Source organism: Rhodanobacter sp. GW835-FHT13D09, from assembly GCF_058793995.1.
Genome location: NZ_JBXAGL010000003.1, coordinates 316754 through 336925, shown reverse-complemented (window position 1 = coordinate 336925; position 20172 = coordinate 316754). Strand labels below are relative to the sequence as shown.

The window sequence follows — 20172 nt, the reverse complement described above, 5'->3', positions numbered from 1 at the left end:
TTCGTTCCGCTATGCCGACGACGCGGCATGCCTACATCAGCTTCTCGTTGACCTTGATCTCGGTCTTGGCCCTCAGCTGGCCGATCAGCTCGCGCGTCGCCTCGTAGCCATAGGCCTGGGTCATCTGCTGGCGCAGGGCGTCGCGCTGTTCCGCCGGCACCTTGGACAGGTCACCGTCCTGCACCTTGTCCACGGCCAGCAGCACATAGCTGCCGTCCTGCATGTCCACCACGGCGTACTGCGGCTTGCCCGCCGCTGGATGCGGCAGCAGGAACGCCTGCGTCAGCAGCGGCGCCGGCATCTGGCCCTGGCGAACCACTTCGTTGGCCGTGGTGACGCTGGCATTCAGCGACTTCGCCACGTCCTCCATCGATACGCCCTTGCGCAAACGCGCCAGCGCTTCATCCGCCTGCTTCTGCTCGACGCCGGCGATGCGCTCGTCGATGATCTTCTGCCGCACGTCGTTGCGGACCTCGGCCAGCGGCTTGACCACCGCCGGCACGTGCTGGTCGACGTGGATCACCACCGAGTGATTGTTGCCCAGATCGATCAGATTGGAATTGTTGCCCTGTACCAGCACGTCGTCGCTGAAGGCCGCGGCGATCACCTTGGAATTCGCCGCCAGGCCTTCGCCGCCCTTGCGCGAGAACAACGCAGTGGCCTTGATCGGCAGCTTCAACGCCACCGAGGCCGGTTCCAGCGAGGTCGGATTCTGGTAGGTGTTGTCGGACATCTTGCCCGCGACTTCGTTGTACGTGCGGTCGCGCTCGGCCGCGGTGGCTTCCTTCACCAGCTGTTCGCGCACTTCCTCGAACGGCTTGGATTCACCGCTGCGGAGGTCGCGCAGCCAGATGATGTGATAGCCGTCCGTCGACAGCACCGGCTTGGAAATCTGCCCCTTCTGCAAGGCGAACAACGCGGAGTCGAAGGCCGCGCTGGTCACGCCTTTTTCCAGCCAGCCAAGGTCGCCGCCCTGGCGCCGCGAGCCCAGATCCTGCGAATCCTGTTCGGCCAGCTTGGCGAAGTTGCCCGGATTGACTTCCGCCGCGATCTTTTCGGCCTTGGCCAACGCGGCCTTCTGCTGCTCCGGCGTGGCATTGGCCGGCACGTCGACCAGAATGTGCGAGGCGAGCCGCTGTTCCGGCTGCACGAAACGCTGCTTTTCGTTCGCATAGCGCTTCTTCAGTTCCACATCGTCCGGCGCGGCCGCCAGCGGCAGCTCGGCGCCGTTGACCTCGATGTACTTCACCGAGACCTGCTCGGGGTTCATGTAGTCGGCCTGGTGCGCCTTGTACCAGGCCGCGATCTCGGCATCGCCGACCGCGCTGTCGGCCAGTGCGGGGCGCGGCAACTGGAAGTAGCGCAGGTCACGACGCTGGGTCAGCAAGCCAAGGAAGCGGTCGATCTGCGCGTTGCCGACGATGGTGCTGTCGTTGATCGCCGACGGCAGCAACTGGACGGCCAGCGACGAGCGGACCTCGTCCTCGAACATCCCCGGCGTCTTGCGCTGGCTGGTCAGCCAGGCGCGGTAGCTGGTGCCGTCGAACTGGCCGTTGAGCTGGAACGCCGGGATCGCGGCAATGTAGTCACGCATGGCCAGGTCCGATACCCGCAGTCCCCAATCGGTATTGGCCTGCAGCAGCAATTGCTCGTCGATCATCCCGTCCAGGATGCGATGCTTGGTCTCGGGCTTCTCGAAAATGCTGGAATCGAAATGCTCGCCCTGCTCGGCGCTGGCCTGCTGCCGCAGCTGGTTGACCCGATCCTGGAAAGCGCGCTGGTCGATATCGTGCTTGCCGACCTTCGCCACGTACGAGCTGTCGCGCGACGTGAAGTAGCTCTCCATGCCGAACAGCGACATCGCCAGAACAGCGAGCCCCAGAACAATGATGGACGGCCAGCCGTGCATCTTGTTTCGCATTGCCTGCAGCATTGAAATCTTCCCGCAAGATGGTGAAGCCGCATGAAGCGCGTGGCGCGCGGTGCCACCGCGCCGGCCTGCCTCCGTCCGATACAGGATACGGACACGCGCCGCTCAAATGACGAGGGCGCCACTCGGGCGCCCTTGCGAACTGTGGCGGAGTGGACGGGACTCGAACCCGCGACCTCCGGCGTGACAGGCCAGCATTCTAACCGACTGAACTACCACTCCGCATTTTTCTGGTGGGTGCTGTAGGGATCGAACCTACGACCGTCGCCTTGTAAGGGCGGCGCTCTACCGCTGAGCTAAGCACCCGAAACCAAGCGTTAGCCGCTTAGTTTAGGGCATCCTTGAGAGTCTTGCCAGCCTTGAACGCAGGCACTTTCGAGGCCTTGATCTTGATCGCTTCATTGGTGCGCGGATTGCGGCCGGTACGTGCGGCGCGCTTGCGCACAGTGAACGTGCCGAAACCAACCACCGAGACATCCTCGCCCTTCTTCAACGACTTCTGCACGGTCTCGAAAAAGGCTTCGAGCGCGCGGCCCGCATCGGCCTTGGTCAGCTCGGCCTTCTCGGCGATGGCATTGATCAGATCGGTTTTATTCATTGAAAAACTCCCTTGTTCGATTTCGCCTGACGCAGTCGTCCGCGAGGACGAGACAACGACGGCATGGATGGCTGGCTCGTGACTAACGCCGTAACGCAACCCCGCATCGCTGCGCTGAATGAAGTAACGCCGAGATTGCGGTACAGCCTTTATACCAGTGCCCTGCCGGAATCCGCAACACAAGCCACAGCAACGTTTCCGGAAGATTCGCGGCATGCGAAACCGCTTGCAAAACGGGTAACGGAAGACTAGGTCGGAACTTCGCCGACCCGCGGCGAAAACGGCAGAACCTGCCCTGCCGGAGCAGGACAGGTTCATGCGGGTACGGCCAGCAACGACCCAACCGGGTCAATGCGTGAGCGAATGCGCTTCCGACGATTCGCCAGTCACCGCGGCCGGTGTCTCCGCCTGGGCCGGATTCGGCCGCAGCGGATGCTCCAGCGCTATGTCCAGCACTTCATCGATCCAGCGCACCGGATGGATCTCCAGCGACGAGGTGATGTTGGCCGGCATGTCGGCCAGGTCCTTCTTGTTGTCCTCCGGAATGATCACCGCAGTGATGCCACCGCGATGCGCCGCCAGCAGTTTTTCCTTGAGACCGCCGATCGGCAGCACGCGTCCGCGCAGGGTGATCTCACCGGTCATCGCCACCTCGGAGCGCACCGGTACCTTGGTCAGTGCGGACACCAGCGCGGTGCACATGCCGATGCCGGCGCTGGGGCCGTCCTTCGGCGTGGCGCCCTCGGGCACGTGCACGTGGATGTCGAATTTCTGGTGGAACTCAGGGTCGATGCCCAGCCGGTCGGCGCGCGCGCGCACCACCGACAGCGCGGCCTGGATCGACTCCTTCATGACGTCGCCGAGCTGGCCAGTATGCACCAGCCGGCCCTTGCCTGCCACCACCGAGGCCTCGATGCTGAGCAGCTCGCCGCCGACCTGGGTCCAGGCCAGCCCGGTGACCAGGCCCACTTCGTTCTGCAGCTCCTTGCGGCCGAAATCGAAACGGCGCACGCCCAGGTAATGGTCGAGGTTGGCCGAATCCACCTTGACGCTGCCGGGAACGGCCTTCGCCTTGGCTTTGCCCACCCTAGCCGACGCCGCCTTCGTCTTGCCCTGCTTCACCTGGCCCAGGGCCAACTCCTTGACCACCTTGCGGCAGATCTTGGAAATCTCGCGCTCCAGGTTGCGCACGCCCGACTCGCGCGTGTAGTAGCGCACGATGTCGCGCAGGGCGTCGCCGGTGACGCTGAGTTCCTCCGGCTTGAGACCATTCGCCTTGAGCTGCTTCTTCAGCAGGTACTTCTGCGCGATGCCGAGCTTCTCGTCCTCGGTATAGCCGGGGATGCGGATGACCTCCATGCGATCCAGCAACGGACCGGGGATGTTCAGCGAATTCGCGGTGGCGATCCACATCACCTCGGACAGGTCCAGGTCGACCTCGAGGTAGTGGTCGTTGAATGCGTGGTTCTGCTCCGGGTCGAGCACCTCCAGCAGCGCGGACGACGGATCGCCGCGGAAGTCCATCGACATCTTGTCGATCTCGTCCAGCACGAACAGCGGATTCCTGGTGCCAACCTTGTTGATGTTCTGCACGATGCGCCCGGGCATCGAGCCGATGTAGGTGCGCCGATGCCCGCGGATCTCGGCCTCGTCGCGCACGCCACCCAGGCTCATGCGCACGAATTTCCGGTTGGTGGCCTTGGCGATCGACTGCCCCAGCGAGGTCTTGCCCACGCCGGGCGGGCCGACCAGGCACAGGATCGGCCCCTTCATCACGGATACGCGCTGCTGCACGGCCAGGTACTCGAGGATGCGGTCCTTGACCTTTTCCAGGCCGAAGTGATCGGCGTCGAGCACTTCCTGGGCCAGTTGCAGGTCCTTGCGCACCTTGCTGCGCTTCTTCCACGGCACGCCGATCAGCCAGTCGAGGTAATTGCGCACCACGGTGGCCTCGGCCGACATCGGCGACATCTGCTTGAGCTTGCCGAACTCCTGCCGCGCCTTGGTCAGCACGGCCTTGGGCATGCCGGAACTCTCGATCTTCTTCTGCAGCTCCTCGATCTCGTTCGGGCCATCCTCGCTGTCGCCCAGCTCCTTCTGGATCGCCTTCATCTGCTCGTTGAGGTAGTACTCGCGCTGGCTCTTCTCCATCTGCGACTTGACCCGGCCGCGGATGCGCTTCTCCACCTGCTGCAGATCCATCTCCCCGTCGACCAGGCCGATCAGCAATTCCAGCCGCTGGCCGACGTCGGCGGTCTCCAGCACCTTCTGCTTGTCGGCCATGCGCACGGACAGGTGCGCGGCGATGGAATCGGCCACGCGTGAGGGATCGTCGATCCCGGACAGGCTGGCCAGCACCTCCGGCGGCAGCTTGCGGCTCTGCTTGACCAGCTGTTCGAACAGCGAGATCAGCGTGCGCGAGACCACGTCGAGCTCACGTTCCTTGGTGTTGTAGACCGGCTCGATCACGCGCGAACGGGCGGTCAGCATGCCGCCTTCTTCCTGGAAATCCTCGATCGCCACGCGCGACTGGCCCTCGACCAGCACCTTGACCGTGCCGTCGGGGAGTTTCAGCAGCTGCAGCACACCGGCCAGCGTGCCGACATGGTGGAGGTCGGAGGCCTCCGGGTCGTCGATGTCCGGGCTTTTCTGCGCGACCAGCAGGATCTGGCGCTCGCCCTCCATCGCGCGCTCCAGTGCGCGCATGGACTTGTCACGACCGACAAACAGCGGGATGACCATGTGCGGATAGACCACCACGTCGCGCAACGGCAACACCGGCAGAGCGTCCAGCACGACAGGAAGGGGGGCGTTCTTGGCCATGGGGAAAAGGGTCCCTCGGAATTCGGATCTGGGTGCGTCCCGACACTGCGCCGGGCGTCTCAACTCGTCAAGTGGAGGCGGCCGGATGCCGACTCAAGGCATGCAGGCCGCCGAAAACAAAACGGCCCCGGCGAATCCGCCGGAGCCGTCGTCGCGACAGTCGGAGCGAACGGTCAGGCCGCGTCGCCGCTATCGCCGGCAACACGCTGCTGCAGGCTGCCGCGATAGATCAGATAGGGCTCGGCCTGGCCTTCGATGACCGCGTCATCCACCACCACCTTGCTGACGTGTTCCAGCGAAGGCAGCTCATACATCGTGTCCAGCAGCACCTGCTCCAGGATGGTGCGCAGGCCGCGTGCGCCGGTCTTGCGCTTCAGCGCCTTGCGGGCGATCGCCTGCAGCGCCTCGGGGCGGAATTCCAGCTCCACCTCCTCCATCTCGAACAGCCGCTTGAACTGCTTGGTGACCGCGTTCTTCGGTTCGGTGAGGATCTTCACCAACGCCGTCTCGTCCAGTTCGTCCAGCGTGGCCACCACCGGCAGGCGCCCGACGAATTCCGGGATCAGCCCGAAGCGCACCAGGTCGGCCGGTTCCACGTCGGCCAGCACCTTGCCCAGGTTCTCGGTGCGCTCCTTGCTGCGCACCTCGGCCGAAAAACCGATGCTGGTGTTCTCGGAACGCTGCTGGATGACCTTTTCCAGGCCGGCGAACGCGCCACCGCAGATGAACAGGATGTTCTTGGTGTCGACCTGCAGGAATTCCTGCTGCGGATGCTTGCGCCCGCCTTGCGGCGGCACCGAGGCCAGCGTGCCCTCGATCAGTTTCAGCAGCGCCTGCTGCACGCCTTCGCCGGATACGTCGCGGGTGATCGACGGGTTCTCGCTCTTGCGCGAGATCTTGTCGATCTCGTCGATGTAGACGATGCCTGACTGCGCCTTTTCGACGTCGTAGTCACATTTCTGCAGCAGCTTCTGGATAATGTTCTCGACGTCCTCGCCCACGTAGCCGGCTTCGGTCAGCGTGGTGGCGTCGGCGATCGTGAACGGCACGTTGAGCAGGCGCGCCAGCGTTTCCGCCAGCAGCGTCTTGCCCGAACCGGTCGGGCCGATCAGCAGGATATTGGATTTGCCCAGTTCGATGTCGTCGCTCTTCTGGCGCGACTCGATCCGCTTGTAATGGTTGTATACCGCCACCGCCAGCGCCTTCTTGGCGCGGGTCTGGCCCACCACGTACTGGTCCAGCGATTCGCGGATCTCCTTGGGCTTGGGCAGCTGGGTACGGCCGGAAGCCGCCTTTTCCTCCAGCTCCTCACGGATGATGTCGTTGCACAGCTCCACGCACTCGTCGCAGATGAACACGGACGGACCCGCGATCAGCTTGCGCACTTCATGCTGGCTCTTGCCGCAGAACGAGCAATAGAGAATCTTGCCGCTGTCGCTGGAACGCCCCTGCCGGTCGTCGCTCATACTTTCGATCCCGCTGGTAAATCTGTGTGCGTGGCGAGAATAGCACAGGGCTCCGCGTCTGCAGGCAGACGCGGAGCCCTTCCCGCAACCCTGGGGTCCGGCCCGGAAATCAGGCCGATTTCACCGTTTCGCCGGCCCGTTTGTCGAGCACCTCGTCGATCAACCCGTAAGCCTTGGCGTCGACCGGGCTCATGAAGCGGTCACGCTCCATGTCCTGCTCGATCTTCTCCAGCGGCTGTCCGGTGTGCTGGACATACAGCTTGTTCAGGCGTTCGCGGATATACAGGATCTCGCGCGCCTGGATCTCGATGTCGGTGGCCTGGCCCTGCGCGCCGCCGGAAGGCTGGTGGATCATGATGCGCGAGTTCGGCAGGGCGAAACGCTTGCCCTTGGCGCCGGCCATCAACAGGAACGAGCCCATGCTGCAGGCCTGGCCGATGCACATGGTGCTGACGTTCGGCTTGATGAACTGCATGGTGTCGTAGATCGCCAGGCCGGCGGTGACCGCGCCACCCGGGCTGTTGATGTAGAAGTTGATGTCCTTGTCCGGGTTCTCCGACTCCAGGAACAGCATCTGCGCAACGATCAGGTTGGCGACCTGGTCGTTGACCTCGCCCACCAGGAAGATCACCCGCTCCTTCAGCAGGCGCGAGTAGATGTCATAAGAGCGCTCGCCGCGAGCGGTCTGCTCGACGACCATCGGTACCAAATTGAGGTTCTGGATCGGATCCATGGCCATGTTTGCAGCTCTCCGCTTGATGGGCCTGGCGGAATCGCTCAGGCGTTGACCGGGCGCATCACGTCGTCGAAGCTCAGGTCCTGCTGGGTGGTCCTGGCATGCTCCGCCACCCACTCCGCCACCTGGTCTTCCATTACGCGATTCTGCAGCCCGGACATCAGTTGGGGGTCGCCGTTGTAGAGTTCAATGACCTTCTCGGGCTCCTCGTAGGTCGAGGCGATCGCCGCCAGCTGCTCGGCCACGCGCTTGCGGTCGATCTTGATCTCGCGATTGCGGGCGATTTCGCCCATCAGCAGGCCGGCGATCACCCGCTTGCGCGCGATCGGCATCGCCGCATCGATCAGCTGCGGGGGCGGCTGCTGGCCCTGCGGCACGCTGCCGGCGGCCAGGTTGCGCGCCTCGGACTGCACCATCTGCCGCGGCACGTCCAGCGCGGCGTGCGCGTCGGCCAGCTTTTCGGCGACCTCGGACTTCAGGCGGCCCATCAGCGCCGCCTTCAACTCCCGCTCGAGGTTCGCACGGACTTCCTTGCGGAACGCCTCCAGATCGCCGTCGGCAATGCCGAACAGCTTGGCGAAGTCGGCATCCACCGCCGGCAGCGTCGGTTCCTGCACCTTGATGATCCGGAAGCCGGCCTTGGCGGTCTTGCCCGCCAGCTGTTCGTTGCGGAAATCCTCCGGGAAGGCGATCTCGGCATCGAAATCGTCGCCGGCCTTGCGGCCGGCCAGGGCTTCGTCGAGCGCCTTGAACAGGGTGCCCGAACCCAGCACGCTCCCGGCACGCTCCAGGCCCTCGGCCGGGAAGCGGTAGTCGCCGGCTTCGGCCGAGTACTCGAACATCACGAAATCACCCTCGGCCGAAGCGCGATGCACCTCGTCGAAGCTGCGGCGCTGCTGGCGCAGGGTTTCCAGCATCTTGTCGATGTCGGCATCGGTCACCACCGCCACCGGGCGGGTGATCTCGAGGCCGGCGACATCGATCTCGGGGAACTCCGGCATGATCTCGAACGTCGCGGTGTAGGCGATCTCGCCGTTCTCCGGCTTGCCGGTGGTGTCGATGGCCGGATTCGCGATCGGCTGCAGCTTCTCCTGCTGCACCGCCTCGCGCAGGGTGGTGCCGATCAGCTCGGACAACACCTCGCCGCGCACCTGGTCGCCGAAACGCTGCTTGATCACCGTCGTCGGCACCTTGCCCGGGCGGAAGCCCTTCAGACGGACCGTGCGGCCCATCTCCGCGATGCGCGCGCTCACCTGCGTCTCGAACCGCTCCGCCGGAAACTTCACCGTGAGCTTGCGCTCGAGCGTGCCGATGTTCTCAACCGAAACCTGCATGACGTCTCCTGGTACTACCTGATGTTGTGGGCCCGCTACAGGGGCCCTGGCGACAACGGTCGCCTGCAAAAACTAAGGAAACCAGCGGGACATGGTGCGAAAGGGGGGACTCGAACCCCCACGGGGTTAACCGCCAGAACCTAAATCTGGTGCGTCTACCAATTCCGCCACTTTCGCCTCGCCATCCCCACCAGACGTACGTAACTACAGGATTCCCAACCCGATTGCCACCCGCCGGAAGAATCCGGCAGAAGCCCGGCCCTGTCGGTCGCGCCCGTCTAAGTCGATGATTCCCTTATACGAAAGCGGACCATTTTACGGTCGCCCCACGGTGCAGCACAAGCGCATGGCCGCGGTCGCCGCACAGCTCTGGACTGCAGCAGGTTGCCCTCGTGCCGCGCGGCACAAAAAGCAAAACGCCGATCGCATGCGACCGGCGTTTTGCCAGATTGGTGGGCCGTGAAGGATTCGAACCTTCGACCAATTGATTAAGAGAAAAAACAACAAATTATTTGGGGCTTGGCGTGGCTCACTCCATGGGCAGAAATGGCTCAACCACGCCATTTTGCCACCCTGCTCAAAGGGCCAAGAGGTGGCAAGACACACAACTGGGGAGAGCCATACCGGAGCCATGAAACAGCGGTCGAGATACGGTTGTCGCGCTCCTTCCCAGCCCTCCTCCGGTTCGAAAACGCCCCTATTAAGAAGGTGTCCGCAGCCAAGCGCGAGACCATCAAGGTCCAGCTCACCGCTGCCCTAGTCACTCCGAGATGCCCCTAGCCCCCGCCGGGTTCACCCGACAACGGGAAATCCAGTTGCACGCGCAGGCCGGGGGCGGCATTGCCGAACGCGAGCGTGGCACCATGCAGATCGGCCACGGCGGCGACCAGCGCCAGCCCCAGCCCGCTGCCGGGTGTGCTCCGCGCGGCGTCGAGCCGCACGAATCGGCCGGTCACACGGCCGCGCGCCTCCACGGGAATGCCTGGGCCGGCGTCGTCGAGGGTGATGCGGCAGCCGTCTGGTTGCCGATCCAGGGTGAGCGCGACCGGCGTACCCGGCGGCGTGTGGCGTAGAACGTTCTCGATCAAGTTGGCGAGCATCTGCGTAAGCAGCGCACGGTCGCCGAGGATGCGGACGCCGCGGGCGAGGTTCGAGCGCAGCGCCCGTCCCTGGTCCTCCAGCAGCGGCGCATAGTCGCCGGCGAGGCTGTCGAGCAGCCCAGACAGATCCACCGTGGCGAAGCCGGCGCGGCGCTGGCGGCTTTCGATCTGGGCGATCCGCAGCAGAGCGGCGAACGTCGCCAGCACATCATCGACATCGGCCAGTGCACGCTCGGCCGCCGCGCGGAAAGCAGCGGTATCCGCCGCGGTGCGGGTGGCCAACTCCAGGCGCTGACGCAGGTGAGCCAGTGGCGTGCGCAGGTCATGCGCAATATCGTTGGAAACCTGCCGCATGCCTTCCATCAGGGTCTGTATGCGCTCCAGCATGCCGTTCAGCGCCTGCGCCAGGCGATCGAACTCGTCGCCGCGGCCGCTGCCTGAGACGCGCGCGCCGAGATCGCCGGCGGCGATGCGCGCGGCGGCCGTGGCGACCGCCTCGACGCGTCGCAGGTAACTGCGTGCGGTGAATACGCCACCCAGCAGCGCCAGGAACACCGATGCGACGCCGGCCCACAGGAAGGCCTCCTGCAGCAGCGCGTCCAGCTTGTCAGCGCTGCGCCGGTCGCGTCCCACCACCAGCACCCGACCGTCGTCGAGCCGGGCTGCGCGAACCAGCATGTGCAACTCACGACCGGATGGCATGTCCTTCGTCAGCGTGCTCCAGCCGGCACGGACCGGCGCGTGCGGCAGGTCGCCCGCCATGCGTTGCCCGTCGCTGTTGAACAATCCGTAGTAGAGCGGCCCCTGCGGCGCCTGTGCGACCATGCCGGCGATCGCCGCGGCGCGACCACCGGCCGGCATCGCGGTGATCTCCCTGAATTCGTCGCCGATCGCGCGCTGCACCTGCGCTTCGACGTAACCGCGCACCGACCACCAGGTGATCGCGAACAGCACCAGAGCGATCAGCGCGAACAGACCTGCCTGCAGGGCGGCGAGCCGGAAGGCTGAACTGCGCAGCAGGTGCGCGCGGGTCGGCGCGGGACCGGCGCCGGTCATGGGTGCTCCGGTGCCGTGCGCAGCACGTAGCCGGCGCCGCGCAGCGTGCCGAGCAACTCGCCTCCGGCGAACCCACGGTCGATCTTGCCGCGCAGGCGGCTGATATGGGTCTCCACCACGCTGGTCTGCGGATCGAAGTGGTATTCCCACACCTGCTCCAGCAGCATTGTCCGTGTCACCAGTTCGCCGGCATGGCGCATCAGGTATTCGAGCAGACGGAATTCGCGGGGCTGAAGCTCGATCAGCTTGCCGCCGCGGCGCACCTCGCGCTCGAGCAGGTCCATTTCCAGGTCCGCCACACGCAGCTGGACCACAGCGGGGCTGGCCAGCGGCCGGCGGCGCGCCAATGCGCCGACGCGCGCGACCAGTTCGGCGAACGCGAACGGTTTGGCGAGGTAGTCGTCGGCGCCCGCCTCGATGCCTTCGACCCGCGCATCCACTTCGCCGAGCGCCGTCAGCATCAGCACCGGCGTGCTGATGCCGGCCTCGCGCAGCGCCTGCAGCAGGCTGAGTCCGTCCATGCGGGGCAGCATGCGGTCGACCACCAGCACTTGATAGTGCCCTTCGCGTGCGCGGCGCAGGCCGACCAGGCCGTCGCCGGCCTGGTCGATGGCATGGCCAAGCTCGCGCAGCCCCCCGGCCACGTAGCCGCGGGTCTCGGCATCGTCCTCGATCAGCAAGATGTCCATGCGTGGCTACCTCGGCGGCACCGCTCGATCCGATGGCACTACCCCAGAAACACGTGTCAATCCGATGACGGCGTCGGCCTGTGTGCCGCTTGCGGTCAGAACTCGAAACGGACTCCCGTGAGATAGGTCCGCCCATAGAACTCTCGCTGGATCGGCCGGTCCGGGCTGCCCTGATAGAACGCATGCGGCGTGTTGAGCAGGTTCCTGGCCTGGAAGTAGATGGACCAGTTCTCCGGGAACTGGTAGCTCGCGCTGAAATCCATCGAGGTGCGGCTGGCGTTGTAGATGTCACTGGAACGGCCGGTACCGATGCCGAACAGATCGGCCGACACCGAGTAGGCCGCAAGGTTCAGCGAGAGCCCGGCGCGCTTGTAGAACAGCATGGCGTTCCAGGTGTTACGCGAGGTCGACGGCAGCAGCGAATACTCGCCGGGCCGGATCTGGATGCGCGAATCGACCCAGGTGTAGTTCGCCGCCGCACCCAGTCCGGCTAGCCAGCCCGGCAGGTTGCGGAACGGCTGCCGCCAGTTCAGCTCCAGGCCGCGTGCGTAGGAGGAGCTGATGTTCTTGAAGGTGAAGATGCGGAACGGCTGCGGGTTGCCCGGATACAGGTTGTTGTTGGGAAGTGTCTGCGTCGTCTCGATCGGGACGATGTAGTCGGAGATTTCCTTGTCGAAGACGCCTGCGGACAGGATGCCGCCCTCCGGCAGGTATTTCTCGATGTCGAAGTCGAAGCTGTTCGCCGTAGAGGGTTTCAGGGACGGATTGCCGGTGGTGACGATGCCCGAGCCCACGTCGATCGCCAACGCCGGATTAGCCTGGTTGAAGCCGGGCCGGGCGACTGTCGAGGAATAGGCGGCGCGCAGGATCAGGTCGGACGAGAGTTCGTAGCGGAACTGCAGGCTGGGGAAGAAGTTGTGGTAGCTGTGAGTGGTGCTGATCGGATAGGCGAACGGATTGCCGGCAGCATCGTTGCCGGCCGAGAATGCGTTGCTGCGGTCGCGCGTCTCCTCGAAGCGGATGCCGCCGAGTATCCCCAGGTTGCCCAAGGTGCCGGAGTATTCACCGTAGGCAGCGTAGATGTCTTCGTGCGCGTCGAGGTACTGCTGCTCGTTGCTGATCACGTCGCCGGGGGCGATCACGCCCTGGCCGAAGATGTGCTGCAATGCGCCGGGGGCGATATCCACGCCGTTCTGGTAGTGGCCGTCGTAGTAAGTCTCGTAGACGCCAGAGGAGACTGCGGTGAGCGGAAGCGCAGTAGGCGTGAGCGTGTACGGCTGCGCAGTCGTCCGCTTATGACGCTGCCGTGCGCTCAGTCCGAACTTAAGATCTTGGTCGGTCAGGCTGCCCCATTCAACGGGTGTCTTCGAATTGACGGCGTACGACATTTCGCGATCGAAATTGTAGGCCGTGCTGTTGCCAAGACTGCTCAGCGTGTAGTTGGCCGGATCGAGATAGCCCGGTGCGCCCGATATCGTGTAAAGCGGAACGTGCCCCGGCCCGCTGTTGCCGTAGGAGATCGTCGCGGCGGCGGCGGAAGGCGGGTTGTAGGTGAACGTGGAGTTGTAGTCGAAGGGCTTCTTGTAAGTGCCCTCGACATAGGCGGCGTGGTAGTCGATCGTGGTGCCGCCCAGGATGTCCAGGGTGTTCTCGCCGCCGAGCATGTAGAACCGCTCGCGTGAGGTTTCCTGCTCGTCGCGTAACGACTTGGTGATGGTGCCCGGGACGGTCAGGGTATCCAGCAGGCTACCGTCCGCCTGCATCGTGGTGTTGCCGTCCGGCAGGATGTCCATGAACTGGCGCTTGTAGCGTTCGGTGTAGCCGGCGTCGAAGGCACGCAGGTACCACTGGTCATCGCCATCCGGCTGGTAGCCGACGTCGATGGCGTAGCCGTGGCGGCGACGATGCAACTCGTAGTCGCGCTGCTCGATGTCACTCACTGCCTGGTAGGGATGCGCCGTATCGTCGAAATAGGCGGGTTCGAGGTCGTCGATGCCGCGCGAATCGATGTGGCTGGATGCGGTCAGCATGATGGAGAACGGGCCGTAGCGGCCGCCGCCGGTCAGCGAGAAATCGGTGACGGGCGTACCGCGCAGCGGCTCGTAACCCACGCCGGCATTCCCCTCGAAGAAACTGCCCTGTTCCGCAGGAGCGGTCTTCGGCAGCACCTCGATCGTGCCACCCAGCGCTTCGGCATCCTGGCTGGGCAGGTTCGATTTGGTGACCTTGACCGCGCCGATGAAGCCGACCGGGATGGAATCCAGCGCGACGCCGCGGTAGCCGCCGAACGGCGAGGCGTTGTTGGTCGGCAGCAGACGGACGCCGGCGTAGGTGGTGCTGTTCAGGTCCGCATCGAAGCCGCGGATGTTGACATAGCGCCCCTCGCCTTCGTCCGTTTCCAGTGAGATGCCGGGAATGCGGCGGACGGCTTCGGCGACGCTGGCGTCCGGCAGCGCCCGAATCTGCTCTTCCGTGCGGATGTTGATCAGGTTGGGGGCGTACTGCTGTGTGTAGCGCGCAACCTCGGCGGACGTGCGCGGGGCCACGACATGCACACCTTGCAGGTTCTTGACGGGTTTACGCGTTTCCGCAGTGGCGTTCTTGCCTCCGGTCGTATCCGGCTTCGCATCGCTGACGGCGGTCGGTTTGCCCGAAGCGGCCAGCGCAAAGGCAAAAACATGCGTAGGTACGCCAAACGCCCCGATGCCTGCGAGGGCGGTGACGCTGAGCATGGCCTTGTGTAACTTCGTATTGTGCATCGACGGCGTCCCGATTGAAGAAAGTGCGTGTCGTTCGCTGGCCCGCAGGCGAGCGCATGACTGATTTCTTCAAACCTAGGCGCGCGAAGTGACATGGAGATTGCCGATCGCATACCGATCCGTAAGGAACGAACGGGATCATTTTCGCCACCATGCAAAACAGCAGGAAACGCATGGCAACGTCCGAAGGTACTGCTTGATCAGCAGAGTCTAAGGTTGGCGTCTCATCCTGACGGCACGGTTCAGGATCGCCCCAATGCAGGGCACCTCTGCGCAAGACGTGCCCCTCCGAACAACAGATTTTCCTTTCATCGAACCTCAGGACAACCACCATGCGAAAGCTGTTTTTTGCCACGCTCGTCTTGGCCGCTTCGGCCACTTCATTGATAGCTCAAGCTATACAAACCCCGCATTCCGCAACGTTGCATCTGATCACGACCATTGCCATACCAGGGCAACCGCTCAAGCGCTTCGACATCAGTGCGTTTTCGGCTGCGCAAGGCATTTACGGCTTTACCGACCGATCCAACCGCGCGGTGGATCTGATCAACGCTCACACCGATCACTTCGCCGGACGTGTCGTCGGTTTTTCACGCGGCGGCCCCAATGGCCTGGTCGATGTCGGAGACGACCAATTCTGGGCTGGTGATGGCGACAGCAAGCTTCAGGTTGTGGACATCCGTTCGCACAAGATCGTTGCCACTATCGACACGGGCGGTAAGAGCCGAGTCGATGAGCTCGCCTACGATCCGCACGAACAGGTAGTGATTGCCGCCAACAACGACGACGCCCCACCCTTCATCAGTTTCGTCTCCACCGCGCCCGGACATCGCATCGTCGGCAAGCTGTCGTTCCCGCAGGCCACCGACGGACTGGAGCAGCCGGTATGGAACCCGGGCGACGGATTGGTCTACCTTTCCATCCCGGTGCTGGACCATCGCAAGGCTGACGGCGGCATCGCCGTGATCGACCCCAGGATGCATCGCCTGGTGGACACGATCCACGTGCAGCAGTGCATGCCGGCCGGCTTGGCCCTGGGGCCGAACAACCAACTGCTGGTCGGATGCAGCGACGACGCCATCGCCGCCGGCTTCGCGCCACGCTCGCTGATCGTCGATCTGCATGCACGCAAGCTCGTTGCACGGATTCCTCAGGTCGGCGGCTCGGACGAAGTCTGGTATGACAACGGCTCGGGCTACTACTACTTGGCCGCCGTCGCCAATACCGGCGGGCCGGTGGTGGGCGTCGTCGATGCTCGGCACAACGCTTGGCTGCGCAACCTGCCGAGCGGAAACGGAGCCCACTCGGTGGCAGCCGATCCACGCAGCGGCCAAGTGTTCGTGCCAGTGGCTGCCAACAGCGGCATAAAAGGGTGCGCCAACGGCTGCGTTGAAGTGTTCGGAAGCAAGTAGACGGGCCAGCTGCCTCGCAACCGCGTGAATAGTGACGAGGAGGGTTGGGTGGAAGCGAATGCGTAACCCAAGCCTTCCAGTGACCCACCCCCCGGACTCTAAACCGTCCCGCTACTCAAAGCGGGGGGGACGTCGGCGCCGCAGCCAAAGGTGGTCGGGCAGATCGCCCAGGCCCTCATCGCGCGCGTCCCTGGCAGCTGCAGGGGCGCGCTTGGGCTCGGGTCAGGTTAGCGAAGCGCCCAACAGGGGCGACATAGGGGCGACATGGAGGCCAAGGGGAAAATCCCGGGGGGAGCCATGAAGAGCCACGGGAAGCCCCGTGGGAAGCCATGTGGGGAGCCATAGGGGAGCCATGGCCTGCCCCCTAACAAGTAAGTATCCCCCGGCCGAGCCGGGGGCTTTATGGGTGAGCACCTCAAAGGTGCCTCAAATCTGGAGCCGCCCAAGGCGGCTGGTCATACGCCCAGTTTCATCTGGTCGTATCGCTCGTCTTCCTGCTCCTGGTTTCTGATGTATGCACGCACCATCGCTTCGTCCAACCCCACCGTCGATACGAAGTAGCCCCGTGCCCAGAACACTTCCCCGGTGAAGTTCCGCTTGCGTCCTCCGAACCGCCGCGCGATGGTGATCGCACTCTTCCCTTTCAGGTAACCCACCACACTCGCGACCGAATACTTCGGCGGAATACTGATGCACATATGCACGTGATCCGTCATCAGGTGGCCTTCCACAATCTGACAGCCCCGTTGCTCCGCCAGCTCATGAAATATCTCGCCCAAATGCCGTCGAAGCTGCCCAAAAATCCGCTTCTTGCGACGCTTCGGGATGTACACCACGTGATACATGCAGTCCCAACGGGTGTGACTAAGACTCTGATACTCTTTCATCGTGAATCCTCATCTCTTGGTCGAGATTCCAGATTCACAACGACCGCTGTATAGGTCAAACCCTCGGAGTCCCCCGGCAGAGCCGGGGGATTTCCTCAGGTATTAAGAAGGTGTCCGCAGCCAAGCGCGAGACCATCAAGGTCCAGCTCACCACTGCCCTGGTAAAGAGCCTCGACTTCATCCAGTGGGACGGCCACCGACTGATCGCCGAGCCCACACCGTCGCACGTTAAGGACTGGATCGTGCGTGACACCATGGAGAAGCGATCGACGTCGTACTGATACTTGAGCGTGAGGCCCAGATCGGTGCCATCGTCGAACACATAGTGAGTCGGCCAGTTGCTCGTGAAGTCGTGGCTGCCCGCCGCAGCGCCGGTAGCGTTTGCCACGGCCGGGGTCGCCATCGCCAAGGCGGCCATCAGTGTCGTCTTTTCATGGGGTTTCCCTTTTCTGGTGGCACCTGCCACGCCGCAGCGTGAAGCTGCAGCCGTCGACGGGCCGACGCAGGTGCACGCCGTCCCGCGCGATCCGGCGCTTGGCCGGATCGCGGTTCATGGGGAGGTCTTGCGCTTCAACAGAGGTCGGGTGGGCGCCAGGTCCAGCGATCGCGGACTACCGTAGTGCCCGCGTCGCTCTCGATCGGAAACGCAACCAGTTGTTGGGGTGCGACACGCAAGATGGCGCCGGATTGCCAGCCCCAACGAGCAATGTCTTCGCTGGCGACGTCGACCTCCAGGCTGAGATCGATCTCGGCAACCTGCAGATCGAGGTGGGTCACGCTTCCCGCTGGATAGACGTGCCGCAACCGCGCGCTCCATGCCGGTTGCCCCTCCGGCACGACCAAAACCAGATGCTCCGGCCGCACGTAAGCCACTGCGTGCTGATAACGCCCGCCCCAGGGATCCATCGCCAACGGCCAGTCACCGGCAGCCCAACCCTCGCGGACGCGATTCAGCGGGATGCGATTGGTCCGTCCGATGAACTCGCACACGAAAGGGGTGGCCGGGTCCTGATAGATGGCCTGCGGCGTCCCGACTTGTTCGATGCGTCCCCGATTCATTACAGCGATGCGGTCGGCCAGCTCCAGCGCCTCTTCCTGATCATGGGTGACGAACACCGTGGTGAGACCCAGTTCCTCGTGCAATTCGCGCAGCCAGCGGCGGAGCGCCACGCGAACCTGCGCGTCCAGCGCACCGAACGGCTCATCCAGCAAGAGCAGTTCGGGCTCCACGGCCAAGGCCCGCGCCAGAGCGACCCGTTGGCGCTGGCCACCCGAGAGCTGGGTGGGGTAGCGATCGCCGAAATCCTCGAGCTGGACGCGTTTGAGCAGGCGCTCCACGCGTTCACGGATCTGCGCCTTGGACGGCCGTGTACGGCGCGGCCTGACCCGAAGGCCGAAGGCGACATTTTCACGCACAGTCAAGTGACGGAACAGCGCGTAATGCTGGAATACCAGTCCGACATTGCGATCGCGGGCTCCTGCCGCCAGAAAGTCGCGATTCCCCTGGCGCACATTGCCCTCATCCGGATAGTCGAGGCCGGCAAGGATGCGAAGGAGTGTGGTCTTGCCCGAGCCGGATGGACCGAGCAGGGCCAGAAATTCCCCGGGCGCCAAGTGCAGGCTGACGTCGTCGAGTGCGGCGAAATCGGCAAAGCGGCGGCTGAGGTTATCGATGACTAGCGACATGGCGTGGTCTCAGTGGCCGCCCGGCGCATGCGCGGCGAGTTCGCCCCGGTAACGCCATTCGAGCAGGGCCTTCAGGGCCAAGGTGAGCAGGGCCAGCAGAGCCAGCAAAGAGGCGACCGCGAAGGCACCAACATAGTCGTATTCGTTGTAGCGCATCTCCACTTCCAGCGGCAGCGTGGTGGTGAGGCCACGGATATGACCCGAGACCACCGATACCGCGCCGAACTCGCCCATCGCGCGGGCATTGCAGAGCAATACGCCGTACAGCAGTGCCCAACGGATGTTCGGCAATGTCACGCGTAAGAACAGCTGCCACCCGTTGGCACCTAGGACGCGAGCGGCCTCTTCCTCCTCGCTGCCTTGCGCCTGCATCAGCGGAATCAGCTCGCGCGCCACGAAGGGTAGCGTGATGAACACGGTGGCCAGCACCAGGCCCGGCACGGCGAAGATCACCCGAATGCCGTGTGCAACCAGCCACGGACCAAACCAGCCCTGAGCACCGAACAACAGCACATAGATCAGGCCCGAGATCACCGGCGAGACCGAGAACGGCAAATCGATCAGTGCGCCCAGTGCCGCCTTGCCGCGGAACTCGAAGCGGGTCATCGCCCAGGCCGCGGCGACGCCGAACACCAGGTTGAGCGGCACCGCGATTACCGCCACCAGCAGGGTTAGCCGGATGGCTGCCAACGCCTCTGGCTGGTGCAGGCTGGTCAGATAGGCGTGCACGCCTTGGCGAAAGGCCTCGACGAACACCGAGGCAAGCGGCAGAAGTAGGAAGACGCCCAGAAATAGGCTTGCGGACACAATAATGAGCGCATGGCCGAGCCGACGACCTGTGCCCCTCCGGGGGCTATGACGCGGAGCATTCATGCGGCGCGCTCCGCCCAGCGCCGGCTCCAACGCTGCAGTAGCGCAACCAGCACCAAAAGCAGGAATGAAAACGCCAGCATCACCACGCCCAGCGCAGCGGCGCCGGCGTAGTCGAATTCCTCGAGTTTCTGCACGATTAGCAGCGGTACAATTTCCGAGCGCATAGGAATGTTTCCGGCGATGAAGATCACCGAGCCGTATTCGCCGACCGCTCTCGCCAGTGCCAGGGCAAAGCCGGTGAGAAGCGTTGGTATCAGCAGTGGCAGGATCACCCGCGTAAAGGTCTGCCAGCGCGTCGCACCCAGACTTTCGGCAGCCTCCTCCACATCACGCTCCAGGGACTGGAGCACCGGCTCCAGCGTGCGCACCACGAACGGAAACCCGACGAACACCATGGCCAGAAGCACGCCCCACGGGGTGTAGGCGACCTTGATGCCCAGGGGCTCCAGCCAGCGCCCAAGCCAGCCGTTCGGCGCATAGAGCGCGGTCAGCGCAATGCCGGCAACGGCGGTGGGCAAGGCGAACGGCAGGTCGATCAGCGCATCCAGCAGGCGCCGCCCTGGGAATCGATAGCGCACCAGTGCCCAGCCAACAAGCAAGCCGACCACCACGTTGATCAGCGCGGCCGCCAGCGCGCCCCCGAAGCTGAGCTTGAGTGCAGCGAGCGTGCGCGGAGCGGCGAGCAGATGCACCATGCCCTGCAGACCGGTGCCGCTGGCCTTCCATACCAACGCGGCCAGGGGCAGCAGCACGATCAGCCCCAGGTACGCCAACGCGTACCCGAGGCTGAGGCCGAAGCCTGGAAGCACGCGACGGCGCATGC

The 20172-nt window shown here is 64.2% G+C and carries 15 protein-coding genes and 3 tRNA genes; 2 read left to right on the top strand and 16 right to left on the bottom strand.

Features of this window, described 5'->3' with window-relative positions:
• Nucleotides 1–31 precede the first annotated feature (31 nt).
• The 12 genes from AC1Q5A_RS07025 to AC1Q5A_RS06970 all read right to left on the bottom strand — a co-directional run bounded on the left by AC1Q5A_RS07025 (nucleotide 32) and on the right by AC1Q5A_RS06970 (nucleotide 14464).
• A complete protein-coding gene (locus AC1Q5A_RS07025; RefSeq protein WP_492699613.1) occupies nucleotides 32–1933 on the bottom strand; it encodes a SurA N-terminal domain-containing protein in 1902 nt (633 codons plus the stop codon).
• A gap of 142 nt (nucleotides 1934–2075) precedes the next feature.
• Nucleotides 2076–2152 (bottom strand) — tRNA-Asp (locus tag AC1Q5A_RS07020).
• A gap of 9 nt (nucleotides 2153–2161) precedes the next feature.
• Nucleotides 2162–2236, bottom strand: a tRNA-Val gene (locus tag AC1Q5A_RS07015).
• A gap of 19 nt (nucleotides 2237–2255) precedes the next feature.
• Nucleotides 2256–2528, bottom strand: coding sequence for an HU family DNA-binding protein (locus AC1Q5A_RS07010; protein WP_007511239.1), 273 nt, complete (start codon nucleotides 2526–2528; stop codon nucleotides 2256–2258).
• Nucleotides 2529–2876: 348 nt separating this feature from the next.
• Nucleotides 2877–5351, bottom strand: a complete 2475-nt coding sequence (gene lon, locus AC1Q5A_RS07005) for an endopeptidase La (protein WP_492699611.1) — start codon at nucleotides 5349–5351, stop codon at nucleotides 2877–2879.
• Between the two features lie 173 nt (nucleotides 5352–5524).
• A complete protein-coding gene (clpX, locus tag AC1Q5A_RS07000) occupies nucleotides 5525–6817 on the bottom strand; it encodes an ATP-dependent Clp protease ATP-binding subunit ClpX (RefSeq protein WP_492699609.1) in 1293 nt (430 codons plus the stop codon).
• Nucleotides 6818–6926: 109 nt separating this feature from the next.
• Complete coding sequence (gene clpP / locus AC1Q5A_RS06995; protein WP_114340930.1) at nucleotides 6927–7556, bottom strand: ATP-dependent Clp endopeptidase proteolytic subunit ClpP; 630 nt, start codon at nucleotides 7554–7556, stop codon at nucleotides 6927–6929.
• Nucleotides 7557–7594: 38 nt separating this feature from the next.
• Nucleotides 7595–8887, bottom strand: a complete 1293-nt coding sequence (gene tig, locus AC1Q5A_RS06990; protein ID WP_492699607.1) for a trigger factor — start codon at nucleotides 8885–8887, stop codon at nucleotides 7595–7597.
• Between the two features lie 92 nt (nucleotides 8888–8979).
• A tRNA-Leu gene (locus AC1Q5A_RS06985) sits at nucleotides 8980–9064 on the bottom strand.
• A 599-nt stretch (nucleotides 9065–9663) separates the two neighbouring features.
• Complete coding sequence (locus AC1Q5A_RS06980) at nucleotides 9664–11043, bottom strand: sensor histidine kinase (RefSeq protein ID WP_492699605.1); 1380 nt, start codon at nucleotides 11041–11043, stop codon at nucleotides 9664–9666.
• Nucleotides 11040–11732 (bottom strand): response regulator transcription factor, encoded by a 693-nt coding sequence (locus tag AC1Q5A_RS06975; protein ID WP_492699603.1) that lies wholly within the window; start codon nucleotides 11730–11732, stop codon nucleotides 11040–11042. Before AC1Q5A_RS06975 ends, AC1Q5A_RS06980 begins: the two co-directional genes overlap by 4 nt.
• A 95-nt stretch (nucleotides 11733–11827) precedes the next feature.
• The gene (locus AC1Q5A_RS06970; RefSeq protein WP_492699706.1) at nucleotides 11828–14464 is read right to left on the bottom strand and encodes a TonB-dependent receptor; all 2637 of its coding nucleotides are present in this window, start codon (nucleotides 14462–14464) and stop codon (nucleotides 11828–11830) included.
• Between the two features lie 359 nt (nucleotides 14465–14823).
• Between AC1Q5A_RS06970 and AC1Q5A_RS06965 the strand changes: the two genes are divergently transcribed.
• Nucleotides 14824–15903, top strand: coding sequence for a YncE family protein (locus AC1Q5A_RS06965; RefSeq protein ID WP_492699602.1), 1080 nt, complete (start codon nucleotides 14824–14826; stop codon nucleotides 15901–15903).
• A 455-nt stretch (nucleotides 15904–16358) separates the two neighbouring features.
• Here the strand turns inward: AC1Q5A_RS06965 and tnpA are convergent, their stop codons facing one another.
• Complete coding sequence (tnpA, locus tag AC1Q5A_RS06960) at nucleotides 16359–16790, bottom strand: IS200/IS605 family transposase (RefSeq protein ID WP_492699600.1); 432 nt, start codon at nucleotides 16788–16790, stop codon at nucleotides 16359–16361.
• 110 nt (nucleotides 16791–16900) lie between these two features.
• Between tnpA and AC1Q5A_RS06955 the strand changes: the two genes are divergently transcribed.
• Nucleotides 16901–17071 (top strand): hypothetical protein, encoded by a 171-nt coding sequence (locus tag AC1Q5A_RS06955; RefSeq protein ID WP_492699598.1) that lies wholly within the window; start codon nucleotides 16901–16903, stop codon nucleotides 17069–17071.
• A gap of 289 nt (nucleotides 17072–17360) precedes the next feature.
• Here the strand turns inward: AC1Q5A_RS06955 and AC1Q5A_RS06950 are convergent, their stop codons facing one another.
• The 3 genes from AC1Q5A_RS06950 to cysT are packed head-to-tail and all read right to left on the bottom strand — an operon-like array spanning nucleotide 17361 to nucleotide 20170.
• Nucleotides 17361–18476 carry a sulfate/molybdate ABC transporter ATP-binding protein gene (locus AC1Q5A_RS06950; RefSeq protein WP_492699596.1) on the bottom strand — a complete coding sequence of 372 codons (1116 nt, stop codon included), beginning with the start codon at nucleotides 18474–18476 and terminating at the stop codon, nucleotides 17361–17363.
• A 9-nt stretch (nucleotides 18477–18485) separates the two neighbouring features.
• Nucleotides 18486–19349: a sulfate ABC transporter permease subunit CysW gene (cysW, locus tag AC1Q5A_RS06945; RefSeq protein WP_492699594.1), complete on the bottom strand. Its 864-nt coding sequence runs from the start codon at nucleotides 19347–19349 to the stop codon at nucleotides 18486–18488.
• Nucleotides 19346–20170: a sulfate ABC transporter permease subunit CysT gene (gene cysT / locus AC1Q5A_RS06940; protein ID WP_492699592.1), complete on the bottom strand. Its 825-nt coding sequence runs from the start codon at nucleotides 20168–20170 to the stop codon at nucleotides 19346–19348. Before cysT ends, cysW begins: the two co-directional genes overlap by 4 nt.
• Nucleotides 20171–20172: the final 2 nt, after the last annotated feature.